Here is a 2,622-nt window from a genome sequence, read left to right as displayed (position 1 = left end):
GCCGAGGCGTTCGCCGCCGACCTCGACCGCTGGCTCCGCGACGAGCCCATCGACGCCCGGCTGCCCTCGACCGGCGAGCGAATGCGACGGTTCGTGCGCAAGCATCGGACGAGCGTTGCCGCCGCCGCCTTGGTCGCGATCGCCATCCTGGGTGGTGCAGTCTCGACACTGCTCCAGGCGCGCGAAACCCGCCTCGAGGCCGACCGCAGCCAGGCCACCGCCGACTTCCTGGCGGACATCTTTCACGAGTCCAACCCGGCCACCGCCGACGCGCCGCGCTCCACGCTCGACCTCATCGGCCGGGGCGCCCAGCGCATCGAGGCCGAACTCGCGGGCCAACCGGACCTCCAAGCCCGCCTCCTGGCTGTGGTCGCGGACGCGTACCTCGGGCAAGGGCGACCCGACTCGGCGGAAGCGATGGCCCGTCGGGCACTCGCCATCCGACAGCCCGGCGGCACGGCACCGGACCCCGCCGAGGCTGTTCGCGCTGAGATTCTGCTGGGACGGGCCGCGTTTATCGCGTCCCCTGAGCGAGGCGGTCCCCTTCTGGATCGCGCCGTAGAGAACGCTCGAACGGTCGATGACGACGTCCTGCTTGCGGCGCTGGACGCCCAGGTACGACTCGCGGCAGGTCGGGAGATGAACCCCCAACAGACCGTCACGGCTGTCGAAGAGGCCGTCGCCCTGTCCCGGCGCATCGACGGCGAGGGGAGCCCCCGCCTCGGCAGGCTTTTGACACTACTCGGCTCGAGGGTCTCGATGATCCATCAGCACGGCCGGATGGAGCCGCTGTTTCGCGAGTCGCTCGCCAACCTTCCAGCGTCGCAAGCGCCCTACGACCGGTCCGTCGCGCTCGTGTCGCTGTCCGAGCTGTTGGGGATGACTGGCCAGCGCGACGAGGCTTGGCAACACGCCAACGAGGCTCTCGCCCTCCGCCGGCGCGTGCTCCCCACGGGCGACGCTCGGATCGCCGAGGCCCTCGCCACGCGCGCCGCCGTCGAGGACGACGACCTCGAGGCCGAACGCGACGTCCGGGCCGCTGTCCGAATCGCGGAGCAGGCCGACGACGCGCCTCTTTTGGTCGAGGTCGTCTCCCTCCTTCGTGACGTGCTGTCTTCCCAAGAGCGATACGACGAGGCGGTTGAGGCCTCAGCTCGCCACGTTGCGCTCGCGAAGGAGGTTTACGGTCCTGGCAGCACGAGGTACCCGTCGTCGGTTGGCGCCTACGGCCGAGTCCTCCACCAAGCCGGACGGTATGGCGACGCAGCCGAGGTATGGGAGCAGGCCATCCCACTCTCCATCGAGGCCTACGGACCCGAGTCAGCGGTCATCATCGGGGTGTACGTCTGGGCCGGACAGACCGCGCAGGCTCGAGAGCGGCTCGACCAAGCGGAGTCGTACTACTCCCGCGCCTTCGAGGCATCTGCCGACCTTCCTGAATCGAGCAAGAACCGCGCGTACGCTGGGCTCTGGCTCGGCGAGTTGCGGCTCAAGCTGAACCGTGCCGAAGACGCTCTCGGCCCGCTCCAGCAGGCGACAGCAGGCCGCGAGGCCCTGAACCGACCGGGCCATAGAAGCATGGCCGCTGACGGTCACTACGCGGCTGCTCTTCTGGGCGAAGCCCTCCTCGCAACGGGCCAACGCGACCGCGGACAACAGCTTCTGGACCAAGCGATACCGGAACTGGCCTCGGCGCTGGGAGAGGACGCCCCGAAGGTGATCCGAGCGAGAGCGGCGCTCACTCGAGGGCGATAGGCGCCCTCGAGGGCGGACCTAGCACTCGGTGAACCGGACCGAGACGTTCGTCGCGAGCCCGCCCTGCGACGTCTCCTTGTACCGGTCGGACATGTCCTCGGCTGTCTGTCGCAGCGTTCGGATCACGGCGTCGAGAGACACGCGAGCGCGCTCAGGGGCTCCTTCGGCAGCGAGTTGAGCGGCGTTGATCGCCTTGACGGCGCCCATCGTATTGCGCTCGATGCACGGGATCTGGACCAACCCGCCGATCGGGTCGCACGTCATGCCCAGGTGGTGCTCCATCGCGATCTCAGCCGCCTGGAACGCCTGCGACGGCGTCCCGCCCTCGGCCTCGCACAGCGCCGCAGCGGCCATCGCGCTCGACACGCCGATCTCGGCCTGGCAGCCGCCCATCGCCGCCGAGATCGTGGCGCCCTTCTTGAAGAACGTCCCGACCTCACCCGCCACCATCAGGAAGTCGACGATGGCGCCCTCGAGGACGGGGTCTTCCGAGAAGCAGACGTGGTACATCAGGACGGCCGGGATCACACCGGCGGCGCCGTTCGTGGGCGCCGTGACCACGCGCCCCAGGTTCGCGTTCTCCTCGTTGACCGCGAGTGCGAACGCGCTCACCCACTTGAGAATCTGGGGGAAGCGGTACGTCTCGGCCCGGATGGCCGCGATCCACTCGTCGACCTCGAGGCCGTCGCTGTTGGGCAACAAGGTCCGGGCGATGGCGGCGGCGCGGCGCTCGACCTCGAGGCCGCCGGGCAGGACGCCGTCGGTGTGGCAGCCGCGCCAGACGCCCATCTTCATGACGTCCCACAACGCGAGCGCGTCGGACCGGATCTCGTCGTCGGTGCGCCACGAGCGCTCGTTGCGCCAGAC

The 2,622-nt window shown here is 69.5% G+C and carries 2 protein-coding genes; one reads left to right on the top strand and one right to left on the bottom strand.

The genetic code is table 11. From position 1 onward, the window contains the following. The coding region (locus WBA11_RS01265) for a tetratricopeptide repeat protein (protein WP_424518922.1) at nucleotides 1-1,755 on the top strand (1,755 nt) is incomplete at its 5' end. Between the two features lie 18 nt (nucleotides 1,756-1,773). Here the strand turns inward: WBA11_RS01265 and WBA11_RS01260 are convergent. Next, nucleotides 1,774-2,622, bottom strand: an 849-nt coding sequence (locus WBA11_RS01260; protein WP_424518921.1) for an L-serine ammonia-lyase, iron-sulfur-dependent, subunit alpha, incomplete at its 5' end; no start/stop codon positions are given.

It is taken from the genome of Rubrivirga sp., assembly GCF_049648075.1.
In the GTDB taxonomy this organism is placed as follows: Bacteria; Bacteroidota; Rhodothermia; order Rhodothermales; family Rubricoccaceae; genus Rubrivirga.
The sequence above is the reverse complement of the archived record's forward strand: the minus strand, read 5'-3'. Positions and strand labels throughout refer to the sequence as shown.